Genomic DNA, 22,804 nt, shown 5'->3' on the forward strand with positions numbered 1-22,804 from the left:
TCGAACCCCCGGTGTGAGCCCACGACCGCAACATCGCGGTCCAGGACTCACAGACACGCAACCGACGGGTCGACGGGGAGGCTGTGGCCTGCTCCGGTCAGCCCCCGGACAGGGCCATCACGGCGTCGTCGTCGGGCACCGAGACGTCGGTGTCGAGCGCCGCACGCTGTTCCGCGTCGAGCCAGCCCTGCGGGATGGCGACCTTGATCGGCCCGTTCGTGTGGCCGCGCTTGATCCGCTCGCCACCCTCCACGATCGCCGACGCTGGATCGAGCGTGTCGATGATGTCGTCGAGTTCGCCGAGCGACGAGCACAGGGCGAAGCGCCGACGGACCTCGGAGCCCACCGGGTATCCGCTCATGTACCAACCGGAGTGCTTGCGGAAGTCACGCATCGCGTGGTCCTCCCCCAGGTGGGCGGCGAGCAGACGAGCGTGGAGCGCCATCACCTCGCACACCTCCCCCAGCGTGCGGCTCGCCGGAGCCGGACGACCCTGCAGCACGTCGACGAGATCTCCGAACAGCCACGGTCGACCGAGGCAGCCGCGTCCGATCACCACACCGTCGCACCCCGTCTGGTCGATCATCCGCACGGCGTCGTCCGCTTCCCAGATGTCACCGTTGCCGAGCACCGGGATCGAACTCCCCAGGCCGACCAGATGCTGCTTCAGTTCGGCGATCGCCTCCCAACGCGCCTCACCGGAATAGTGCTGCTCGACCGTGCGGGCGTGGAGCGCGATGGCCACGACCCCCTCCTCGGCACAGATCTCGCCCGTGCGGGTGTGCATCAACCAGTCGTCGAAGAGTCCCATCCGGAACTTGGTCGTGACGGGCACACCGTACGGTGACGCGTTGCGCACGGCGGCACGCACGATCGCACGGAGCAGTTCGGGTCGGGCCGGCACGGCCGCGCCGCCGCCCTGACGGGTGACCTTGGCGGCGGGACATCCGAAGTTGATGTCGATGTGGTCGACGCGACCGGCATCGCACAGACGGTGGACCGCCCTGCCCATGATCTCGGGATCGGACCCGTACAACTGCTGGCTCCGCGGCTGTTCGTCGGGGCCGAAACTGATCATCCGGTCGGTCTTGGGGTTCTCGTGCACGACCGGAGTGGCCATCGCCATCTCGTTCACGTACACGAGGCCAGGGGCGAAACGGCGACACAACTCACGGAACGGTGCATTGGTGACGCCCGCCATCGGGGCGAGCACCACCGGCGCAGCGAGCGCATGGGAACCGATCGTGAACGTCATCTCGACCGCCACGGTATCGGGACGCCGGGACGGGGCCGAGGGCCACGGAAGACCGCCCCGACACAGGCACCGGCACCGGACCGGCACCCGCACCGTCAGGACGGGTCGTCAACCGTCGACAGCAGGTCCGACAACATCGGCCCCACGAGGTCGATCGCCAGCCACAGCGGCCGGTCGGTCCCCGCCCGTTCGGGATCGGTCGTCGCGACGACCAAGTGCCCCTCCCTCGCCGCGTCGGCGACGACATCGCGGTGGGCGGGGAGGGCGAAAGTGACGACGAACGCGGCGCGCACCGGGACGCTGACGCCGATCGCCAGGGCGAGGAGATGCTCCACCGAACCCGGCACGCGGTTCCTCTCGTCGACGGCGACGATCGACGCGTGGGTGGCGATGTCACCGACACCCTCGACCGCGTGCACCCGTGCGAGATCCGAGATCTCGGGGTGGCCGAGAGCGTCGATCACCGCGGTGGGCCACGTGCCACCGGCGTCGTCGATCGTGGTGCCGGTGTCGACGACTGCGAAGACCGGTGCGTTCATCGCCCGCTCAGGGCTGGACCGGCAGCACGCCACCGACCACGTGGACGATGCCCCCGTCGACGGCGTTGTCGATCTGGGTGAGCGACACGCCACCGACACGCACCGGCGTGCCCGATGCATCGACCGGCTGAGCACCACCGTTCACCACGGTGATCGACCCGCGCCCGGCGATCGCATCCACATCGAGCGATTCACCGTCCACGAGGTGAGCCTCGAACAGCGCCCGGACCACGTCGTCGTCGTCGAAGTCGGGCGAGCTCGCGGAGTTCCGCAGGGTCTCGATCGCGTCGTTGGTCGGCACGAAGATCGTGAACGGTCGACCCGCTCCCTCCAGTTCCTCGACGAGGCCCACCCGGTCGAGCAGCGCCGCCGCCTCACTCAGGTCGGGGCGACCCTGGAGGAACGCGCCGATCTCCTGGACGACCGGCGGCGCCAGCGTCGTGGTCGTCGTGGTCGTGGTGGTGGTGGTGGTGGTGGTCGTGGTGGTCGTGGTCGTGGTGGTCTCGGGGACGGTCGTGGTGGTCTCGGGGACGGTCGTGGTGGTCTCGGGGACGGTCGTGGTCGATTCCGGAACGCTCTCGATCGACTCGGGGACGCTGGCGATCGGCTCGGACACGACCGGTGCGGGGTCGGCCAGGACGTTCGTGGAGGTACACGACACGCGGTCGCCGGCGGTCAGACGGATGTTGGGGAAGGTGTAGTTCCCGACCGTCGTCTGGGCATCGGCGGCGGTGGCGACGGCCTGGACCACGATGTCGTCGGTGGAGTCACCCCGTTGGAGCGTGCACTGTGCCGACAGCCCGGTGACGGGTTGCGCTCCTTCGGGTTCGATGAACTCGGCGATCTCCGCCGTGGAACCCCACGTCGACGGATCAGCGTTCGCACCTGGTGCCCAGCGGAACTCGGTCCGACCGGTCGCATCGGTCGGTTTGAGCGCTGCCTGACCGACGACGGCATCGGGCGGAAGAACCCATCGGTACGCGTTCGCGTCGGGTCCCTGGACGGTGACGGTGGTGCTCAGCGAGGTCGACAACGGCCGACCGTTCGACGCGAGGCGGGTGACCACGAGCGACACGGATTCCGGCGCGACGTCCTCGATGACGCCGTCGTTGTTGTCGTCCCCGCGGTTCGACAGGACGAGGAAGGCGACGATGCCGGCGATCACGAGCACGCCGAGGAGGATCCCGGCTGCCGCGCCGGGCGTGCGATACCAGGACTCCGGAGGAAGCGTCCTCGTCGGCCCACCCGGGACCGCCGCCGAGGCCGGGGGCTCGTGGGTGGTGTCGGCGAACATCGGAGGTGGGGTGGAGACCGTGGGCGGCAGGGTCGGAACCACCGGCATCATCTGCGTCGCGTCGATGGGGACCGGATCGTCACCGGGTTCCGCCGGGGTGCCGGCGGGCGGCTCGGCGAGGCCACCGATGCCCTGTTCGGGCGTCGGGTCACCGCTCGACAGCGGGTTGTACGGGGTGGTGTCGTCGTTCGACATCCTCTCAGTGTCCCATGTCGGATCGGCCGGTCCGCGTCTCCCGACGAACTTCGTGCCGTCGGCTCCGGTCACCGAACGGTGGACCCGACCGGATCAGTGGACGAAGGGCAGCTTGAGGTTCGGGAACGCTCCGACGTCGAGCGACGTCGGACCGTCGGACCGCAGCCGGTGCCATCCCGCAGCGGCGATCATCGCCGCGTTGTCGGTGCACATCTCGCGACTCGGCAGGAATCCCTGGATGCCGTCGGCCTCGCAGGCGGTGAGCAGTTCCTCGCGCAGCAGCGAGTTCGCTGCCACGCCGCCACCGAGCACGATCCCGGTCGCTCCCGTCTGTTTCGCCGCCTTTCGGGCCTTGTGCACGAGGACGTCGACCACGGCCATCTGGAACGACGCCGCCACGTCGGCGTCACCGACGTCGGGGTGCTTGCGCACGTAGTTCATCACCGAGGTCTTGAGTCCGGAGAAGGAGAAGTCCAGCCCATCGTCCTTCATCGCCCGCGGGAACGCGATCGCATCGGGATCACCGAGCAGTGCAGCGGAGTCGATGGCCGGGCCGCCCGGGTAGCCGAGGCCCAGGAATCGGGCCACCTTGTCGAACGCCTCGCCGGCCGCATCGTCGATGGTCTGGCCGAGGAGTCGGTACCGGCCGTGGTCGATCATCTCGACGAGCATCGTGTGCCCGCCCGACACGAGCAGGACGAGCAACGGGAACTCGAGCGACGGGTCCTCCAGCGATGCCGCGTAGAGGTGCGCCTCCATGTGGTTCACGCCGATGAACGGCTTGTCCCACGCGAGCGCCAGCGCCTTCGCGGCGGACACGCCGACGAGCAGGGCACCGACGAGACCGGGGCCGACCGTGCAGGCGATCGCATCGATGCGCGATTCGTCGACTCCGCCCTCGACGATCGCCCGGGCGATCACCGGGTTGAGTGCGTCGAGGTGGGCGCGAGACGCGACTTCGGGAACGACTCCTCCGAAGTCGGCGTGCAGGTCGATCTGGGTCGACACGACGTTGGAGACGATGTCGTTGCCGCCCATCACCAGCGCCGCCGCCGTCTCGTCGCAGCTCGTCTCGATCCCGAGAACGAGCGTGGACTCGTCGACCGCCGGACCCGTGGCCCGACCGACGTCGACGCCCGTCTCGTGGCCAGTCGTCGACCTGAACGCTGCGGTCATCGTGTTGCTCCCAACCGGTCGAGGCGTCGTCGGTACGCGTCGTGCTGAATGTCGTGACACCACATGACGATGGCGTCCTCGACGTTCTCGTAGTAGTTCTTGCGGACCCCGGCGGGCACGAAGCCGAAGTTGCGGTACAGCTCCTGGGCTCCGTCGCTCGACACCCGGACCTCCAGCGTCCAGGCGGTGCACTCGCGCCGGATCGCCTCCTCCGCGAGGGCGAGCATCAGCGCGGTCGCCACGCCGGTGCGGCGTGCGTCGGGATGCACCGCGACGTTCGTGACGTGCGCCTCGTCGAGGGTGAACCACAGACCGGCGTGACCCACGATGCGGCCCTTCGACGACCTCCGCGAGCCGCTCGCCGTCCCCGACGAACGCCTGGCCGTGAGGTAGTAGCGCGAACCCCCCGCGACCTGATCGATCTCGCTCTGGAAGACCCCGGGCGACCACGGCGTGGGGTAGGCGTGCGCCTCGGTGTCGAGGATGCCCTGCCTGAGGTCGCGTTTGCGCATCGGCGCGATCGTCAGCGAGCCGTTGTTGTCGTCGCCCGGGCCGTCGGGGCGGCCGAGCATCCGCTCGATCACGCTCATCGCGCGGCCCGCGTCTTCCAGTTGATCAGCGCGTCGGGCGCGCGGAGGTAGATCGGTTCGATGTCGCGTGCCTGGACCCACTCCTCGCGCAGCGCCTTGGCGTGGGCCAGTTGGACGAGCGGTCCCGCCGACGGATACGCGTCGCCGCCGATCTCGCAGTGGTAGCCCTCGAGGATCTCCTCGGAGTAGCGGCGGGCGCCGTCGCCCACGCACAGCGCGTCCTGGTTCCGCGCCATCAGATCGGCGACGAGGTCGTGGACCGGGCCGACCTGCGGGTCGGCGATCTGTTGGATGCCGCCGGGCACCTGTCGGTACATGGCGTAGAAGACCTCACCCTTGCGGGCGTCGATCACCGGGACCACGACGCGGTCGGTGTGGCGGCACGGGAAGGCGAGCAGGTCCAGGGAGGAGATGCCGATCATCGGGATCCGCAGTGCCTGGGCGATCGCCTTGGCCGACGCGAGCCCGACCCGCATACCCGTGAAGAGGCCGGGACCGACGTCGACGGCCACGACGCTGATCTCGTCGAGTGCGATCCCGGCCTGGCGGCAGGTGAATTCGATCGCCGGCACGAGCGTTTCGGCGTGGCGTCGACCCTTGGTGATCTCGAAGGAGCCGATCACCCCTTCGTGCCCGCCGATCGCCACGCTCACGCGTTCGGTCGCCGTGTCGATTCCGAGGATCAACACGACGAGATCACCACGTACCCGGGAAGTGTCGGCAGGTGCGTCAGCATCGGTGCGGTCCCAGTCTCGTGAGCAGTCGGTCCCACCGACCGGCCCAACCGGGGCCGATCGCGTCGATCTCGATGTGGCGTGCTCCGTCGAGCGCGAGCACGTCACCGTCGTCGTCGCTCGCGTCGTGATCGTCCTGGGCGAGGTCGAGTTCCTCGTCGAGCCCCGCGGGGATCCGAGCGTCGAGGTGGATGACGAGGTGGTCGCCGAACAGGTCGACCACGTCCCCCCACTCGACGAGGACGATCCCGGCGAATTCGGCCAGTTCTCGCAGTGCGAGGTCGGCCACTTCGGTCGTGCGCTCGAGCCGGTACAGGTCGGCGTGGTGGAACGTGACCTTGCCGGCGTGCGGACCCGTTTCGATCGGATAGCTGTGGACGAGGGTGTAGGTCGGCGAGGTGACCCGGTCGGTCACGCCGATCGCCCGGCCGAATCCCTGCGCGAATGCCGTCTTGCCGGAGCCCATCTCCCCCGAGAGCACGATGATGTCGCCGGGTCGGCTCAGCTCGGCGATGACCGACGCGATGGCGTGCGTGTCGGCGATCGAGGCCGAGTGCAGCGCGAGTGGGTGGTCCGACATCAGTGGTCGATGCTACGTCGCGGAACCCGCGGGACACGCGAGGAGATGCCGCAGACGATCTCGTAGCCGATCGTGTCGAGCAACGCCGCCCACTCCTCGGCGCCGATGCGGATCGTCGAGCCGTCGGGTGCGTTCTGGGACCCGATCAGCGTGACGTCGTCGCCCACCCGGACGTCGTGGTCTCCGCAGTCGACCATCAGCTGGTCCATGGTGACCGCTCCGACGATCGGGCACCGCCGACCGCCGATGAGTACGGCGCCACCGACGGCGTGGAGTCGCCGGGGCACGCCGTCGGCGTAGCCGATCGGGATCGTGGCGACGGTGGTGTCGCGGTCGAAGCGGTGGCGCAGCCCGTAGGAGATCCGACTGCCGGACCGGACCTGCTTGACGAACGAGATGCGTGCCTTGACCTCCATCGCCGGACGCAGATCGTCGCACAGGTGGTCGACGCCAGGTCCTGGCGACACCCCGTAGATCGCGATGCCCGCACGCACCATCGAGAGGCGTGCATCGGGCCGCGCCAGGGCGGCGGCGGAGTTCGCAGCGTGGACGAGGGGAACGGCCGGCAACTGCTCCAGGACCCGGCCGAGCTTCGCGAGTTGGCCGTCGGTGAAATCGACCGAGTCGGGATGATCCTCGTCGGCGACGGCGAAGTGGGTGTACACCCCTGCGAGCCTCAACGCCGGTGCTCGCTGCGCGATCGAGGCCGCGACCGCGGCGGCGCTGTGGGGATGCACACCGACGCGCTGCATCCCGGTGTCGACCATCAGGTGGACGGGCAGGCCCACGGGGCCTTCTGCCACCAGCGCGTCGAGGAACGGGCGCCGGTACACGGTCGGCGTGAGCCGATGGGCGACGATGTGCGGCGCGGCGTCGATCGGTTGCTCGGTCAGCACCAGGATCGGCGCGTCGATCCCGGCCCGCCGCAGTTCGATCCCCTCCTGCACGAGCGCGACGCACAGCCCTTCGGCACCCGCCGCGATCGCCGTTCGGGCCACGTCGAACGCGCCGTGTCCGTAGCCGTCGGCCTTGACGACGGCCCACACCGCGGCCGGTGCCACCCGCTCGCGCAGGACTCCGACGTTGTGCGCGATCGCGTCGAGATCGATCTCGGCCCACGCCCACCGGATGTCACTCATCGGTTCCTCTCCGCTCCCACCGAGATCATCGCAGCGCTGCGATCGCGGCGGGGAGCAAGTCGACGATGTCGCCGGCGACCAGACCGACCGCCGGCCCGAGATCGGCGGCTGCAGCGTGGATGAATGCCGCTGCCGCACACGCGTGGAGTGGTTCGATGCCCGCAGCCAGTGCGGCGCCGAGCAGACCCGCGAGCACGTCACCCGATCCCGCCGTTGCGAGGCGCTCGTCCCCGCGATCCACGATCAGTACCGGCGCTCGGTCGTTCGAGTCCCGTGCACGTTCAGGGTCCGGGTCGGGCGTCGCCGACGGCGGAGCAGCGATGACCGTGGTCGGACCCTTCAGCAGGATGTGGGAGTCGAACTCGGCCGCGGCGGCGCGACACGAGGCGATCCGGTCGGCGCCCGGCCGTTGACCGGTGAGGTTGCCGAACTCGCCGTCGTGGGGCGTCACCACGGTCGTGCGATGACGCGTGCGCAGCAACGGACCGGCGCCGCCGGCGTTCTGCGACGCGGCGTGGATCGCGTCGCCGTCGACGAGCGTCGGCACCGTCGCGTCCCGGATGCACTCGCAGGCGGCCCGCATCGTCTCGTCGTCGCGCCCCAGGCCGGGACCGATCACCAGCGCACCGAACCGATCGATGTCGGCGAGCGCCTCGTCCGCGAAGTCAGCGGTGCCGATCCCGTGCTGCACGACCTCGCTGCGTGTCCGCGGAGCGCACCCCGGTGCCGACAGCGACACGAGGCCGCTGCCACCGCGCAGTGCGGCCGCCGTGCACAACTCGGCGGCGCCGGGCATCGACTTGCTCCCGGCGATCACCTTCACCGCAGCGTGCCACTTGTGCGCGTCGGTGTCACGTCGTGGCCACCAGCGCGCGACGTCGCCCGCGTCGACGAGGTGGCAGGAGACGTGCGACGTGTCGAGCCCGATGTCGGCGACGATCACCTCACCCGAACACGCGGGGCCGTCGGCGAACAGGAGGCCGGGTTTGAGTGCCTGGAACGTGATCGTTCGGTCGGCTCGCACGACGCGACCCGTGTCGGCACGCGCACCGGTCACACCGTCGATGCCGCTCGGGATGTCGACCGCCAGCACGAGGGCGCCGGCGACGTCCGGGCCGTGCCACGGCCGGGACGGATCGTGGCGGTAGCCGGTTCCGTATGCGGCGTCGATCACGAGGTCCGCAGCAGGGAGCACCGGAGGGCATATCACCGCCTCGATCACCCGGACGCGGATGCCGCGGCGTCGCAGCCGCTCGGCAGCATCACGACCGTCGGCACCGTTGTTGCCGGAACCGACGACGACGTTCACCGTTCGGCCGTAGGTGCCGCCGAGCAGATCGATCGCGGCGCGGGCCACGGCCGCTCCCGCACGCCGGATCAGTTCGTCGACCGGCTCGGGCGCTGCCGCATCGATCGCGCGCATCTCCGCGGGCGTGACGACCGGAACCATGCGACGAGTCTCCCAGATGTCCGTGTTCGGGTCAGCCCCGAACACGGACATGTCACATCAGACGAGGGTGTCGCGGAGTTCGCGCTTGAGGAACTTGCCGCTGGCGTTGCGGGGAAGCGGCTCGTCCATGAACCAGATCCGCTCGGGAATCTTGAACTTCGCCATCTTGTCCGCGAGGAAGTCGCGCAGACCGTCGTCGTCGAGTGTGGAACCCGGCGAGCGCACGATGGCCACGCCGACGATCTCGCCGAGCCGGTCGTCGGGCACCCCGAACACGGCCGCCTCGGCCACGTCGGGGTGCTCGTAGATCCCTGCTTCGACTTCGGAGCAGTAGACGTTCTCGCCGCCGCGCAGCACCATGTCCTTGGCCCGGTCCACGATGAACACGAAGCCGTCATCGTCGATCTCTGCGATGTCTCCCGTGTGGAACCAGCCGTCACGGATGGCGTCGGCCGTGGCCTCGGGTCGATTGAGGTAGCCCTTGATCACGATCGAACCGCGCACGCAGAGTTCGCCGCGGGCGCCGGGGGTCGTGACCTCCTCGCCCATCTCGTCGACGAGTTTGGTGTCGAGCACCGGCACCACCCGCCCACACGACGCAGGCTTCGCGACGTAGAGAGCGCCGGAGTTGGCCGTGACGATGCCGTGGGTCTCGGTCAAGCCGTACCCCGTGCTCGGCGCGCCACCATCGAGAGACTTGTCGATCTTTGCGACGAGATCGGGCTGCACCGGTGCGCCACCACCGCCGAGACCGACGAGCGACGAGGTGTCACGCGTTTCCCAGTCCGGATGCATCAACATCTCGCGTGACATCGTGGGCACACCGGAGAAGTTGGTGACGCCTTCGCGCTCGATCAGTTCGAGCGCACGGCCCGCGTCCCACTTGTACGTGAAGACGATGCGCGACCCCGAGATCGTGGCCGGATGCAGCAGGCAGTTGTTGGCGGTCACGTGGAACAGTGGCGTCGGTGCCATGAACACGTTCTGCTTCGCCTCACCGGCCGACTCGTCGGCGGCAACCGTCCCACCCCCGCTCGCTGCCTCCACCTTCGCCTTGGCCATCGTGGCGACCGTCGTCATGAAGGCGAGGTCGAGCAGGTTGTGGATCGAGCCGCGGTGCGTGAGTTGGGCACCCTTCGGGAAGCCCGTCGTGCCGGAGGTGTAGAAGATGCAGGCATCGTCGTCGGGATCGATGTCGACGGCGGGCAGCGTGGCCGGGGCGTTCGCCGGGTCGATCACGTCGGCCCAGTGCGTTGCTCCGGCGGGCAGGTCGCCGTGCACGTCGGCGTCGTGTCGCACGGCGATGACCGCGAGCGGAGCCCCGGCGCGCAGTTCGTCGATGACCGGGGCGACGCGTTCGATGCGCTCCCCGTCGCAGATCAGCACCTTCGGTCGCGAGTCGGCCAGCCCGTACTTCATCTCCTCGGTGGTCCACCAGGCGTTCATGCCGACACACGCCGCACCGATCGACACGATCGCCCAGTACGAGAAGACCCACTCGGGGTAGTTGCGCATCGACACGGCGACGCGATCGCCTGGACGGACGCCGTGATCGTCGACGAGGTGCGCGGCGAGCGCCTTGACGATCGCGTCGGACTCGGCGTAGGTGAACCGCTCGTCCTCGTAGACGACGTAGTCACGGTCGCCGTAGCCCGCAGCGAGTTCCCACACGAAACGCATCGACGGCGGAGCGGACTCGAACACCCGCATCGGGATTCCGCGGACTTCGATCTCCTTCATCGCGAACTGTGCGCCCGGAGCGATCAGTTCGTTCCAGGCCTCGGTGTATTCCTCGATCATCCGGCCAGTGTCGCAGCGACACAGCTGCCGCACCGAATCCCGGAGCATCGCGTACCATCCGTCCGACGCGGAGCGAATCGTTCGAGCCGCTCACCACTCACCCGCCGGGGGTGTCGTCGAACGATCGGAGCATCGAGTTGGGGGTCATCGGTTCGAGCCTGCCTCTGTCGGCACCGGCGGAAGTGTTCGTGGTCCTGTTCCTCGTCATCCTGGTGATGCCGCGGGTGGCCGAGAAGCTGCGCTTGCCCGGTCTGGTCGGGCTGATGGTCGGCGGGATCCTGATCGGTCCGTTCGGTGTCGGTGTGCTCGAGCGAACCGGCATCGTGGAGTTGCTCGGCGCCGCAGGTGTGCTCTTCTTGATGTTCGAAGCCGGACTCGAACTGGAACGCAGCGCACTCAGCGACGAGCGCCGTCAGACGATCGTGTTCGGAGTGCTCACCTTCGCGTTGCCGTTCGGGATCGGTGCCGTCATGCACCTCTCGTTGGGCTACTCGGTGTCGGCCGCGCTCCTCCTCGCTTCGTGCTGGTCCTCGCACACGCTCCTGGCGTACCCCGTGTTCCAGCGCGGTCGCGTGACCGCCAACCGTGCCGTCACCGTCGGTCTCGGTGGCACGGTGATCACCGACACCGCTGCACTGCTGGTGCTCGTCGTCATCGCACGACTCGACCAGGGCGATCTCGGCTGGAGGTATGCCGTCACCACCGGACCCGCTCTGGTCGCAGCGGCGATCGCCATCCTGTGGGCTCTGCCGCGACTCACCGATTGGTTCTTCGCATCGATCGGCCAGGAGCGTTCCGCGCGCTTCCTGTTCGTGATGGTCGCGCTCTTCGGCTCGGCCGCGCTCGCCGAGATCGCCGGCGTCGAACCGATCATCGGTGCCTTCCTGGCCGGCCTCGCACTGAACCGCCAGGTCGTCCGTGGGAGCGCACTGTCCTCACAGATCTCGTTCTTCGGATCGAACCTGCTCACCCCCATGTTCATGATCTCCGTGGGCATGCTGATCGACCCGATGCTGGTGGTGTCGGACGGGACGACGGTGCTGCGGGCGGCCGGCTTCACGGTGGCGGTCGTGGCCGGCAAAGGACTCGCAGCCGCCGTGACCGGTCGGATCTTCAGATGGCGACGCGCGGAGATCGTCGCCCTGTTCTCGCTCTCGGTCGCACAGGCCGCAGCAACGCTGGCAGCGGTGTTCGTCGGCTTCGACATCGGGCTGCTCGACGAGTCGACGGTCAATGCGGTGATCGTGGTGATCCTCGTGTCGTGCGTGTTGGCATCACTCAGCGGCGAGGCGGTGGTGCCACGCCTCCCGCCACCGCCCGCCAAGCTGGAACGTCTCGGTCGGCGCGTCGTGCTGCCGGTGTCGGACCGCACGCGTTCTGGCCACCAGGTCCGGATCGCCGCCGCGGTGGCCGCGGAGGACTCGGGCACCGTGGTGCCGCTCACCGTTCTGGGGTACGCGACGACCCCGACCGAACTGCGTGAACGCCGGGACGACCTGGTCGACACGGTGGAGCGCATGGTGCTGGCCTCGGGAGCGGAGGCCGAGTCCGAGGTCCGGTTGGACGTGTCGCGCTCCGCCGGGGTGCTCCACTCGACGGTCGAGCAGGACGCAACGTGCGTCGTGATCGGCTGGAAGGGTTGGTCCACGCTGCGGGAGTCGTTCTTCGGGGAGTCGATCGACTCCCTCCTCGCCTCGGCGTCGGTCCCCGTACTGGTCGTGCGCGAGGCGTCCGTCGACGACGCGGCCAGACGCGTCGTGGTCGCGTTCGACGACAGCGACGACCGGCTCGACCATCGACGGGCCACCGAACTCGCGGCCACCGTCGCCGTCCGACTCGCCCGCTCACTGCGCGTTCCGCTCGTGGTGTGCCGAGCCTCACCGCGCAGTCCGTCCGACCTCGACCACGTCGCCGACGAGGTCCGCTTCGCACCCGACGGCAACTTCCGCGACCTGCTCGACTCGGCGACGGAGCCAGGCGACGTGATCGTCAAGGCGCTGCCGTCGACCGCGGCGGGTCTGGGAAGTCGATTCGTACGACAGACACGCGGCCTCGACGACCGCACCATCGTCGCCACGTCGCCCGCACGCACCGACCTGCCGGCGGTGTGACCGCGGGGCAGGCAAAGGTCCCCGACACCCGTCCCGGTTCCTCTACGGGCGCTCGGCGATCACGTAGGCGCCGGCGGTGGTCGCGGAATGGGTGAGGGTGAGGTGCCACACGCCGATGCCCGCCTCGTCGGCGAGCCCCTTGGCCCGGCCGGTCACCATCAGCGACGGCGCCCCGGACTCGGCCCGCTCGACCCACACCTCGTGGAAACCGAATGCGCCGAGCCCGAGGCCGAGCGACTTCATCACGGCCTCACGCGCTGCGAAGCGTGCAGCGAGCGACGGCACCGGATCGACCTTGGGTTCGACGTATGCCAACTCGACGTCCGTGAAGAGCCGGGTCCGCATGGACGGCGTCCGTTGCAACGACGTGCGGAACCGTTCGATGTCGACCAGGTCGATCCCGATGCCGACGATCACGGCGTGCCCCACACGTCGATCACGACGTGCGGAAGAGTTCGGCGGTGTCGACGACCGGTCCGACGAGCAGCTGCTGCACCGGGATCTCGCCGAGGCGTGATTCGTCGAAGGTGCCCTCGGTCTCGGACACCGTGTCGACGAGGCGGTCGTAGCGGCGGTCGTATCCCTGCAGCACACCGCGCATCACGTCGGCGGGTCGGGTGTCGTGGAAGCGCACGTGGAGGAGCGTGAGTCCCGTCGTTTCGCCGCCCTTCACCTCGGGCACGAAGATCAGGGTGCGTCCGTCCCGACGCCCGACCGCCACGAGCACCTCGCGCTCGGTGGCCACCCGGTGCTTGGTACCGCGCAGCTCGGCGACCCCTTCGACACGGCTGGCGAGATCCCGCGAGATGCCTCCTCGGTCGATGATCGTGACGGTCTCGTTCGACGCATCGATGCCGTAGCGGGTGAAGCCGCGCACCTCGGCGACCGCGGGGTCGATGTCGGCGAGGATCTTGAGCGTGCGATAACTGAGCACGTCGCGACCCGCCCCGGCGTCGAGCACGGCTTGCACCAGCGGCCGGTCGATGATTCCCTCGTCACTGCGCGAGATGCCGACGGTGACGGTCTTCGCCTGGTGCTTGATCGTGTCGACGGGTCGGGTGAGTTCGTCGATCGCGGTCGTGAGCGCAGCGACCAGGTCGTCGATCAGCGCCGACGGCGTGGCGACCTTGCCCGACCGGAGCTGGTATGCGTGCATCGGTCGATCCGACATCACGTGACCGAACATCGCGAACAGCTGCACGCCGGTCGACGCTTCCAGGTGACCGTCGTAGAGATGCGACCGCAGCCCGTCGGTGAACTCCTCGGCGGACACCCGCAGATCCGTCTGCAGCCGCTCGAGCGCATCGTCACCGGAGAGGTTCTCGCCGACCAGTTCCTCGATCACCTCACGTGCGTGGCGCAGCGGATGGGCCGACGCGTCGATGGCCAGCGCCGCCTCGTAGCCGAACAGGTGACCGACCATCGCCGAGAGCACGAACCCGAGGGTCGGGTCGACGTGGGGTACCTCGATCACTGCGTCAGCGCTGTACCGGGTCTCGCCCTCGGTGGCGAACACGATCGGCGTCGCCTTGTGCGCCTTGAAGATCGCCACCTCCTTGGCGACGTCGTCCGCCGTCGAGCCCTCGAGCCCGGCTGCGCACACCAGGATCAGTGGCTCCGACGACAGGTCGATGTGCTTCTTGTCCTCCGTGGAGTCACACGCCATCGACTTGTAGCAGAGCTCGGAGAGCTTGATCCGCACCTCCTCGGCGGCCACCTTGTTCGGCCCGTTGCCGACCACGGCCCAGTAGCGCTTCGACGGGGCGAGTCGGCGTGCGGCGTCGGCGATGACCTCGCGGCGTTCGAGCGTGGCGCGCATCGCGTCGGGCAACGCGCGCAGCGACGAGAGCAGTTGCGTCCGGCGACGGGCATCACCGAGTCCGGTCGCCTCGGCGATGGCGCACGACAGGAGCGCGCCGGCCGCGACCTGGGAGTAGAACGCCTTGGTGGATGCGACGCTCATCTCCACGTCGCGGCCGTCGGAGGTGTACATCACTCCGTCGGCCTTCTCGGTCAGGTCGGAGCTCCGTCGGTTGACGATGCCGATCACCTTTCCACCGCGCGACCGGATCAGTTCGACCGTGCGGTTCGTGTCGGTCGTCGTGCCCGACTGGCTGACGGCGATGGCGAGCGTGTCGCTCATGTCGAGCCGGAGCTTGAAGCCGGACAGTTCGGTGGCGGTGATCGCGTCGACGTCGAGCGAGGACCCGAGCAGTTCGTCGAGGATCGCGGCCGTGCTCTGGCCTGCCACGGCAGCGGTGCCCTGACCGATCACGCGGATGCGGGTGATCGTGCCGTCGGCGAGCGCAGCCGAGATGTCGTCGGGAAGCGCCACCGAACCGACCACCGCACGCAGTGCGCCGTCGACGTCGGACGCCGGGTCGGCCGCGATCTTGCCGCGCAACGTCTTCGCGAAGCTGAGGGGTGCCTCGGTGATCTCCTTGAGCAGGAAGTGCGGAGCGTCGCCGCGGTCGATGTCCCGTGTCGTCACCTCCGCGACGGACACGTCGTCGTCGCCGACCGGGAACGGAGTCCCGTCGTAGGCGTACCGCTCGATTCCGGCGAGGTCACCGGCGACGGAGGAGTCGATCGAGATGATCTCGCCGCCGTGCTCACCGTCCATCCGCACGTAGCGGGCGGTCTCCTCGACCACGCCGTACGGCTCGCTCGCCACGATGTAGCAGTCGTCCGCGAGACCGACGTAGAGGCCCTGTCCGCTGCCGCGCAGTGCGATCAACAGCGTCGACGGCGCTGCGGCGGTCATGGCGCCGATCGCCACCGACCCTCCGAAGGTGGACACCGTGCGACGGAATGCCTCGACCGCACCGATGCCGTTCGCGAGGTGGCGGGACGTGATGGTGGGGATCACCTTGGCATCGGTGGTGATCGGCGCGGCGATGCGCAGTTCGTGTTCGATGCGCAGATCTCCGTGGTTGTCGACGTCACCGTTCAGTGCCGCCACGACGTAGGGCGCCCCGGCACCGGCCTGTTGCATTGCACCGGACTGCTCGGACTCCGAGGAGTTCAGCGGATGCGTGTTCGGCTCGCTGATGATTCCCACACTCGCCCAACGCGTGTGACCGAGCAGCGAGACCCGAGCGCCGGGCGACGACACCGCTCGCCGGAACAGCGAGTCGTTCGTGAGCGTGCGGCGCAGGGCTGCGGTGTTGTCACCGAGTTCGCCGATCTCGGCGGCTTCCTTGTAGACGAACGAGATCACCGAGTTGCCGTTGGCGTCGTGCGTGGCGACGACGGAGCCGTTCTCGAAGAGGGGGTCGGTGCCTCGGGCGTCGACGAGCGCCGCCAGGGACTGGGCGTCGATGTCGTGATTCCACACGTAGAGGTGGATGCCGGCCGAGTCGCGACCGCGGACCTCCAGGCGGTCGAGCGCGGAGAACGCCTGCTGCGCGACGAGGTAGGCGGCGACCGCCGAGGGCTGAGCGTCGCGCCCCGCCAGTGCCTCGACCTCGCGGGCGGTGCGGAAGCGGTCGTTGCGGATCGCCCAGAGCACGTCGGCGAGCGCGATGAGTTCCGCGTTGGCCGCTTCGAGCAACTCGCCCGACAGGCCGTCGTCGTTCGCGTCGAGTTCGGCCTCGCGCTCGGACCGGAAGATGTCGAGTCGGTCGAGTCGGGTCGTGAGCGCAGCGACGAGTTCGGGTTGGCCGGCGAGCGCGATGACACCGGGAAGTCCCCGCAGCGCGGCGTCGACCTCGGCTGCGGTCGCCGTGACCGCTGCGACGTGCGGAATGGATTCGACCGCCGCGTCGAGCCCGCCGAGCAGGTTCTCGGCGCGTGGGGTCGGTCGGGTGGGTGGACGGCTGACGACGCCGATGATGCCGCACATGGCGGACCACGCTACCGACTTCGTCCGACGCAGACCGGACAGGCGTGGCGTCTGCGCCACCGGGTCCCGCCACCCGCGTCCGGTGTGAGTCCTGAACCGCGTTCTCGCGGTTCAGGACTCACACTTCGACCGAGCAGCCCACCCGCTCCCTGCAGGTGTGAGCCCTCGACGGCGATCTCGCGGTCGAGGGCTCACGGGGACCAACGGAGAACGGCGTGGTTCGCTCGGCAGGGACTGCGGTCAGCCGAAGCGGGTGCGAGCGACGGCGGCGAGACGGTCAGCGGTCGCCTGTGCCTGTTCGGCGGTCGCTGCTTCGACCATCACGCGGATCAACGGTTCGGTGCCGCTCGCTCGCAGCAGCACCCGGCCGGTGTCGCCGAGGCCGGCCTCCGCTTCGGCCACCTCGGCGGACAGGCGCTCGGCCACGTCGGGAACCCTGTCGCCGACGCGAACGTTCACGAGGACCTGCGGCAACGACGTCATCGAGTCGGTGGCGATGTCGGCCAGCGTCCGACCCGAGCGCTTGACGATGTCGAGGAGCGCCAACGCCGTCAACAGACCGTCGCCGGTGGTGGCGTGGTCGCTGAAGATCACGTGGCCGCTCTGCTCGCCGCCGAGGGAGTGCCCTCCGGCGGCCAGCGCCTCGAGCACGTACCGGTCGCCGACCCCGGTCGTGACGACCTCGATCCCCGCCTCGACCATCGCCAGCTTGAACCCGAGGTTGGTCATCACCGTGACGACGACGGTGTCGTTCGCGAGCAGTCCGCGATCTCGCATGTCGACGGCGCAGATGGCGATGATGTGGTCACCGTCGACGACGTTGCCCAGGTGATCGACGGCGATGAGCCGGTCGGCGTCACCGTCGAGCGCGATGCCGACGTCGGCCCGGTGCTCCAGCACCTTCGACGCGACGAACTCCGGGTGGGTCGCGCCACACGCGTCGTTGATGTTGCGGCCGTCGGGCTCGTCCGCGACGACGATCACCTCGGCCGCCGTCGCCGCGAGGATGGCCGGTGCAACGGTGCACGCAGCGCCGTTGGCGGTGTCGACCACGACCCGCAGACCGGCGAGGTCACGTCCTTCGAGGAGCCGCAGCACGTGGCTCGCGTACCCGGAGCCACCGTCGACGTCGACGACCGTGGCCGAGCTGTCCACGTCGGAGTGTTCCGACGAGCGATCCGCTGTACCGCTCTCGTCGAGCGGCGAGCCTGCGGTGGCGGAATCGACATCGAGAACCGCCAGAGCCGCTTCGATCCGCGCCTCGACCTCGTCGGTCAGCTTCGTTCCACCCGGTGCGAACAGCTTGATGCCGTTGTCCTGCCACGGGTTGTGCGAGGCCGACACCACGGCGCCCATCGCTCCCGTGTGCTGGGCCTCGAACGCGACGAGCGGGGTGGGCACCACGCCGAGGCGGATCACGTCGACACCCTCGGCGAGGAATCCCGCGGTCAGTGCCTCGTCGAAGGCAGGCGTGGACTCGCGGGTGTCGCCCCCGATCACGACGGTTCGCGGTCGATCCCCGGGCTCGCCGTCGGAGGCCATCACGTCGTCCGACCCCAGAACGCGAGACGCCGCCCGTGCGAGACGGGCGGCGAACTCGGTGGTCAGTTCCTCGTGTGCAACTCCGCGGACACCGTCGGTGCCGAACTTCATCGCAGCGCCGGAATCAGCGCTTGGTGAACTGCGGGGCCTTGCGGGCCTTCTTGAGGCCGTACTTCTTGGACTCCTTCTTGCGCGGGTCACGCGTGAGGAGGCCGGCGGCCTTGAGCGGGTTGCGAGCTTCGGGATCGAGCTCGACGAGCGAGCGGGCGATGGCCATGCGCAGGGCGCCGGCCTGGCCGCTCGAGCCTCCGCCGTGGATCGTGGCGGCGACGTCGTACGACTCGCGGGTCTCGGTGACGTTCATCGGCTCGGCGACGACCATCTGCGACGCGTCGGTCGGGAAGTAGGCCTCGAGGGTCTTGCCGTTGATCAGGAACTGGCCGGTGCCGGGACGCAGCGAGGCGCGGGCGACGGCGCGCTTGCGGCGGCCGGTGGTCTGGGTGAGGGGAGCAGTCATGTGTTTCTCGTTCTCGTGTCAGTCAGTCGTGCGGGCCGCTCAGCGGGCCTTCGCGTGGTCGATGGCCATGGCCTGGGGCTTCTGCGAACCGTGGGGGTGCTCGGAGCCGGCGTAGACCTTGAGCTTGGTGAGCTGCTGACGACCGAGCGGGCCCTTGGGGAGCATGCCGCGGATCGACTGACGCACGGCCTCGGCGGGCTTGCGTGCGTGGAGCTTGGCGTACGACTCCGACCGGATGCCGCCCGGGTAGCCGGAGTGGCGGTACTTCATCGTGCGCTCGGCCTTGCCGGCCGTCATGACGATCTTGTCGGCGTTGATCACGATGACGTGGTCGCCGGTGTCGATGTGGGGGGCGTAGATCGGCTTGTGCTTGCCCTTGAGGACGCGAGCGACCTCGGTGCACATGCGACCGAGGACCATGCCCTCGGCATCCACGACGTGCCACTGGCGCTGCGCCTGGATCTCACTCTGTTTCGGACTGTAGGTCGCCATCTCGGCCCCTCTCGATGCAGCCAGGACACGATGCCCCGACCGGTTGGATCAGACTGCGCGCACCAGACTCTGGGCGAGCAGCATCCGTGGACGGGTCACGACGGACCCGCTCCATGGAACCCCGCAATGCTACGGCGGCGTCACCCCGCGCCCAACACGCGGCATCGGCAGCAGCCCCGACCCGTCCCTCCGGACGGCGGACCGAGAAAGCAGGCAGGGTCGCCGAGGCCGTCGACGTGACCCGGCCGGCGGAGGGACGGCTCGCAACGGAACGCCCGGCGCCGGTGCCGGGCGCGTTGCACCCTGGCGCATACGGTGTCCGGATCGCCATGAACGACCGACACGCCGACGCCGGCTCCGAAGAATCCGAGATTTCTCCTCAAGTCGCGCTCGCACCCGGCCGATACCGGAGAGTGGAAGGTGACGCGTCGGACCCGGGGTCGTTGGGCGGGTCCGCGCTCGACAGCCTGCCCGATCCGGTCATCGCGATCGACGCCAGCGGAACCCTGCTCTACGTCAACCGGGTCGTCACCGACGTGCTCGGATGGGAACCCGACGACATCGTCGGCCGTTCGGTGCTCGACCTGCTGCACCCCGACGACCTCAACATCGTGCTCGCGTCGATGGCGACGGTCACCACCAAGAAGGTCGGCGAGTTGATCATGGTCCGTGCCCTCACGGCCCACGGTTCGTGGATGGCGCTCGAAGTACGCGGGGCGGTCCAGGGGGCGGGCGACGACCATCTCAACGTGTTGGTGCTGCGTGACACGACGCACCGGCACCGCCTCGAGCTCGACCAGGGCGAGGTCGGCGTCCTCCGCTCCGTGATGGCCAACATGCACGGGATGATCGCGCTGGTGGAACCGGACGGTTCCGTGCGATCGATCAACGGTGCCGTCACGCGCATCCTCGGCTACGACCCCGAACTGATCCCGGGTCAGCAGTTCACCGACTTCCTGCACGTCGACGACCGGGCGCAGGTCGTCGACGTGATCTCGGCGCTCGGCCCGCACGAGTCGGCGCACCTCGATGCGCGCTTCACGGCGACCTCGGGTGAGTCGATCACGTGCGAGTTCACCGTGAACAACATGTGCGCCGACTCGACGGTGCGTGGCTACATCGTGTCCGGCCAGGTCGCCGCAGGGCTGACCGACGCCCGCAATCGCGTCGACTTCCTCGCCCACCACGACGGCCGAACCGGGCTCCTGAACCGTCACGGGTTCATGAAGGCTGCCAACGAGTTGATCGCCCAGGGCGGAGGCCTCGGGCTGATGATCGTCGACGTGATGCGCTTCCGCTCGATCAACGAGTTGTACGGCGAGACCGTGGGAGACGCCGTCCTCAGTGCCGTCGCGAGCCGGATCGACGAGATTCGCTGGCCCGACCTGCTGACCGCACGATTCGGGGGAGACGAGTTCGTGTTGGCGGTCCGATCGGCCAGCGACTCGGCGATCGAGATGCTTCGTGAACGCGTCGGGCGTGACGTCGCACGCGCGATCCAGATCGACGGTCAGGAGATCAACGTCGGTCTCCGCACGGCGGTGTCCTTCGATCCGAACCCCGAGGGTCTCGAATCCGTGCTCGCGAGTGCGAGCAACGAACTCATGCGGATCAAGCGCAACGCCGACCCGGAGTCCGGCGAGATCTCGGTCGACTCGATCAACAAGCGCCGAGCCCACCTCGACCAACTCCGCAGCGCACTCACGTCGGGCGAGATCCAACCGTTCTTCCAACCGATCGTCGATCCCGACGGACGGATCCTGTCGGTCGAGGCACTCGTGCGCTGGGTGCATCCGGTCCGCGGCGTCCTCGGCGTCAACGAGATCCTCCCGATCGCGCAGATGGCCGGGCTCGCCGAAGCCGTCGACGAGCGGGTGCTGGACATGTCGCTCGCATTCGCGTCTCGGCTCTCCGACGCCGGGCACGGCGACGTGGAGGTCCACGTCAACGTCGATCCGAAGGTCATCTCACGCGCAGCATTCGCCGCTCACTTCCTCGAACGGTGCTCGTTCCACGGAGCACGTCCGGAACAGATCGTCGTCGAGTTGACCGAGACCGACCTGCTCGCCCCGGGAGTCACGTCGCTCGACAACATGCAGGAACTCCGTCGAGCGGGCACTCACGTGTCGATCGACGACTTCGGCACCGGCTACTCGAGCCTCTCGCACCTGCTCGAGCTTCCCGTCGACGGTGTCAAGATCGACCGCAAGTTCATCGCCGGGATCGACGTCGACCCCGCGGCGACGAACCTCACGACGGCGATCATCGGTCTCAGCGAGAGCCTCCAACTCGGTTGTGTCGCTGAGGGCGTGGAACAGCCGTACCAACGTGACCGCCTCGTGGCACTGGGCTGCACCGCGTTCCAGGGCTGGCTCTACTCGCCGGCGGTGCCACCCGACGAGGTGTTCGCGCTCCTCCCGCGCATCGACGTCGCCTCCACCGACGCCAACGCCTGAGCCGCCCGGGCGCTCTGCCGCCCGGCGTCCCAACGGACTCCGTCGTAGCCGACGTGCCACAGGACGAGTCCCGTCGGCGGAGCGACCGGACCCGCCGACGCACGATCCAGCGCGGCCAGGGTGTCCGTGATCGACCCCGGGGCACGACGACCACGGCCGACATCGACCAGGGTGCCGACGATGCTGCGCACCATCTGGTGGCAGAAACTCGTCGCCGCGACGTCGAATCGGAGCATGTCCGACGGCGGGGTCGCGGTCGGCTCCGCACGGCCGCCCGCTTCGGGCGTGGTGCTGCTGCCGCGGTCGAAGCTCGACCCGACCCGGTGCCATTCCGCTCGCTGGAGGATTCGCACCAACGACTTCTCCGGGTGTCCGTCCCGGCTCGTGGGACGGCGACAGAAGCTGGCGAAGTCGTGCTGGCCGAGGAGGTGCGCTGCCGCCTCGTTCATCGCCTCGAGGTCCAGGGCGTGGGGCACGTGCCACGACGTGCGTGCGACGAGCGGGTTGGGGTGCGGATGGTTCCACACGTCGTACCGATAGGCCCGCGACGTGGCGCTGAATCGTGCGTCGAAGTCGTCGGGGACCCACTGCGACGAACGGATCGCGATCGCCGGAGCGCACATCCGATTCACGGACTGCTGCAGCCGGTCGAGGTCGACGCTCGCGGGGAGTCGTCCGGTGACGACCTGGCCCCAGCCGTGGACACCCGCGTCGGTTCGACCAGCTGCGGTGAGGTCGAGATCGACCTGGAGGACCTGCTGGAGCGTCGCCCGCAGCGTTCCCATCACGGTGGTCACGCCGTGCGACTCGGCGAACCCGTGGAAGTCGGTCCCGTCGTAGGCCACGACCATCGACGCATTGCGGCGGGCCGGCGAGTCGTTGCCATCGACTTGATCGTCACGATCGACCCGCATGCCGGCAGCGACCGGATCGACCTCGTCATCCGTCGGTCGGTCGTCGGCCACGCTCACCGATCCGAAAACGAACGAACGCGTGAGGTTCGTGCGGCCGCTGGCCGCGCAAACCTCACGCGGACGAGAGGACGGGGTCGATCACGGCGAACCGACACGAAGTCGAGCTGCGCCGCCAT

At 69.0% G+C, this 22,804-nt stretch carries 18 protein-coding genes; 2 read left to right on the forward strand and 16 right to left on the reverse strand.

Annotated features, from left to right (window positions below; all coding sequences use genetic code 11):
• Nucleotides 1-97: 97 nt before the first annotated feature.
• From dusB to ABJK40_RS15885, 10 genes are all read right to left on the reverse strand, one after another.
• On the reverse strand, nucleotides 98-1,255 hold the full coding sequence (gene dusB, locus ABJK40_RS15840) for a tRNA dihydrouridine synthase DusB (protein WP_348478370.1): 1,158 nt from the start codon (nucleotides 1,253-1,255) through the stop codon (nucleotides 98-100).
• A gap of 95 nt (nucleotides 1,256-1,350) precedes the next feature.
• On the reverse strand, nucleotides 1,351-1,794 hold the full coding sequence (locus ABJK40_RS15845) for a hypothetical protein (protein WP_348478371.1): 444 nt from the start codon (nucleotides 1,792-1,794) through the stop codon (nucleotides 1,351-1,353).
• A 7-nt stretch (nucleotides 1,795-1,801) separates the two neighbouring features.
• The gene (locus ABJK40_RS15850; protein ID WP_348478373.1) at nucleotides 1,802-3,283 is read right to left on the reverse strand and encodes a fasciclin domain-containing protein; all 1,482 of its coding nucleotides are present in this window, start codon (nucleotides 3,281-3,283) and stop codon (nucleotides 1,802-1,804) included.
• Between the two features lie 93 nt (nucleotides 3,284-3,376).
• Complete coding sequence (gene tsaD, locus ABJK40_RS15855) at nucleotides 3,377-4,459, reverse strand: tRNA (adenosine(37)-N6)-threonylcarbamoyltransferase complex transferase subunit TsaD (RefSeq protein WP_348478374.1); 1,083 nt, start codon at nucleotides 4,457-4,459, stop codon at nucleotides 3,377-3,379.
• On the reverse strand, nucleotides 4,456-5,049 hold the full coding sequence (gene rimI, locus ABJK40_RS15860; protein WP_348478376.1) for a ribosomal protein S18-alanine N-acetyltransferase: 594 nt from the start codon (nucleotides 5,047-5,049) through the stop codon (nucleotides 4,456-4,458). Before rimI ends, tsaD begins: the two co-directional genes overlap by 4 nt.
• Complete coding sequence (gene tsaB / locus ABJK40_RS15865; protein ID WP_348478377.1) at nucleotides 5,046-5,738, reverse strand: tRNA (adenosine(37)-N6)-threonylcarbamoyltransferase complex dimerization subunit type 1 TsaB; 693 nt, start codon at nucleotides 5,736-5,738, stop codon at nucleotides 5,046-5,048. The genes rimI and tsaB overlap by 4 nt, the downstream gene beginning before the upstream one ends.
• Before the next feature lie 40 nt (nucleotides 5,739-5,778).
• A complete protein-coding gene (gene tsaE, locus ABJK40_RS15870) occupies nucleotides 5,779-6,363 on the reverse strand; it encodes a tRNA (adenosine(37)-N6)-threonylcarbamoyltransferase complex ATPase subunit type 1 TsaE (protein ID WP_348478379.1) in 585 nt (194 codons plus the stop codon).
• Complete coding sequence (gene alr / locus ABJK40_RS15875) at nucleotides 6,363-7,502, reverse strand: alanine racemase (protein ID WP_348478380.1); 1,140 nt, start codon at nucleotides 7,500-7,502, stop codon at nucleotides 6,363-6,365. Before alr ends, tsaE begins: the two co-directional genes overlap by 1 nt.
• Nucleotides 7,503-7,527: 25 nt before the next feature.
• Nucleotides 7,528-8,952, reverse strand: a complete 1,425-nt coding sequence (locus ABJK40_RS15880; protein ID WP_348478381.1) for an NAD(P)H-hydrate dehydratase — start codon at nucleotides 8,950-8,952, stop codon at nucleotides 7,528-7,530.
• Nucleotides 8,953-9,009: 57 nt separating this feature from the next.
• A complete protein-coding gene (locus ABJK40_RS15885; protein WP_348478382.1) occupies nucleotides 9,010-10,752 on the reverse strand; it encodes a class I adenylate-forming enzyme family protein in 1,743 nt (580 codons plus the stop codon).
• A 110-nt stretch (nucleotides 10,753-10,862) separates the two neighbouring features.
• Here ABJK40_RS15885 and ABJK40_RS15890 point away from each other — a divergent pair, with 110 nt between their 5' ends.
• On the forward strand, nucleotides 10,863-12,863 hold the full coding sequence (locus ABJK40_RS15890) for a cation:proton antiporter (RefSeq protein ID WP_348478383.1): 2,001 nt from the start codon (nucleotides 10,863-10,865) through the stop codon (nucleotides 12,861-12,863).
• 42 nt (nucleotides 12,864-12,905) lie between these two features.
• On the opposite strand, the gene ABJK40_RS15895 is transcribed toward ABJK40_RS15890, so the two are convergent.
• The 5 genes from ABJK40_RS15895 to rplM all read right to left on the reverse strand — a co-directional run bounded on the left by ABJK40_RS15895 (nucleotide 12,906) and on the right by rplM (nucleotide 19,258).
• Nucleotides 12,906-13,292 carry a holo-ACP synthase gene (locus ABJK40_RS15895; RefSeq protein ID WP_348478384.1) on the reverse strand — a complete coding sequence of 129 codons (387 nt, stop codon included), beginning with the start codon at nucleotides 13,290-13,292 and terminating at the stop codon, nucleotides 12,906-12,908.
• A 7-nt stretch (nucleotides 13,293-13,299) separates the two neighbouring features.
• Nucleotides 13,300-16,707: an SIS domain-containing protein gene (locus ABJK40_RS15900; protein WP_348478385.1), complete on the reverse strand. Its 3,408-nt coding sequence runs from the start codon at nucleotides 16,705-16,707 to the stop codon at nucleotides 13,300-13,302.
• Nucleotides 16,708-16,947: 240 nt separating this feature from the next.
• Complete coding sequence (gene glmM / locus ABJK40_RS15905; protein WP_348478386.1) at nucleotides 16,948-18,360, reverse strand: phosphoglucosamine mutase; 1,413 nt, start codon at nucleotides 18,358-18,360, stop codon at nucleotides 16,948-16,950.
• A 13-nt stretch (nucleotides 18,361-18,373) separates the two neighbouring features.
• Nucleotides 18,374-18,766 (reverse strand): 30S ribosomal protein S9, encoded by a 393-nt coding sequence (gene rpsI / locus ABJK40_RS15910; RefSeq protein ID WP_348478388.1) that lies wholly within the window; start codon nucleotides 18,764-18,766, stop codon nucleotides 18,374-18,376.
• 39 nt (nucleotides 18,767-18,805) lie between these two features.
• The gene (gene rplM / locus ABJK40_RS15915; protein WP_348478389.1) at nucleotides 18,806-19,258 is read right to left on the reverse strand and encodes a 50S ribosomal protein L13; all 453 of its coding nucleotides are present in this window, start codon (nucleotides 19,256-19,258) and stop codon (nucleotides 18,806-18,808) included.
• Between the two features lie 329 nt (nucleotides 19,259-19,587).
• Here rplM and ABJK40_RS15920 point away from each other — a divergent pair, with 329 nt between their 5' ends.
• Nucleotides 19,588-21,714, forward strand: a complete 2,127-nt coding sequence (locus ABJK40_RS15920; protein ID WP_348478391.1) for an EAL domain-containing protein — start codon at nucleotides 19,588-19,590, stop codon at nucleotides 21,712-21,714.
• On the opposite strand, the gene truA is transcribed toward ABJK40_RS15920, so the two are convergent.
• Nucleotides 21,633-22,679 carry a tRNA pseudouridine(38-40) synthase TruA gene (gene truA, locus ABJK40_RS15925; protein ID WP_348478392.1) on the reverse strand — a complete coding sequence of 349 codons (1,047 nt, stop codon included), beginning with the start codon at nucleotides 22,677-22,679 and terminating at the stop codon, nucleotides 21,633-21,635. The two genes, ABJK40_RS15920 and truA, sit on opposite strands and share 82 nt — an antisense overlap.
• Between the last annotated feature and the right edge of the window lie 125 nt (nucleotides 22,680-22,804).

Origin of the sequence: Ilumatobacter sp. (assembly GCF_039969435.1) — a bacterium.
Taxonomy (GTDB): domain Bacteria; phylum Actinomycetota; class Acidimicrobiia; order Acidimicrobiales; family Ilumatobacteraceae; genus Ilumatobacter_A.